At 62.2% G+C, this 299-nt stretch carries 1 protein-coding gene; it reads right to left on the bottom strand.

The features are described from left to right. Positions 1–102: 102 nt before the first annotated feature. The coding region (locus GHO25_RS25920) for a Tn3 family transposase (protein ID WP_153393466.1) at positions 103–299 on the bottom strand (197 nt) is incomplete at its 5' end.

Here is a 299-nt window from a genome sequence, read left to right as displayed (position 1 = left end):
TATGCGGATCGAGCACGCGAAGGGCTCGAAGCTGTGGGCCGAAGCTGCCGCGACCTTGCAGGGGCAGTACGGGGTTGTACGCCGGAATCCCAGAAATTTCCGTCAGCCCAGCTCCAGTCCCGCCACGAGCGCATCCAGGTCGATGAACTTGCCGTCAGTCTGGAAGGTGTAATGCCCGTTCAGCAGGACGTGCCGCCAGGCCGCTGGCGACATCTGCGTGATCAACGCCAGCGCCTTGGCATTGCCAGCTGCCTCGTACTTCGTCAGCAGCAGGGACAGGATCGCCGAGTTGTAGAAGA

Origin of the sequence: Pseudomonas sp. FSL R10-1350 (assembly GCF_009600525.1) — a bacterium.
GTDB classification, from domain to species: Bacteria; Pseudomonadota; Gammaproteobacteria; order Pseudomonadales; family Pseudomonadaceae; genus Aquipseudomonas; species Aquipseudomonas helleri.
This window is presented reverse-complemented; position numbering and strand designations above follow the sequence as displayed.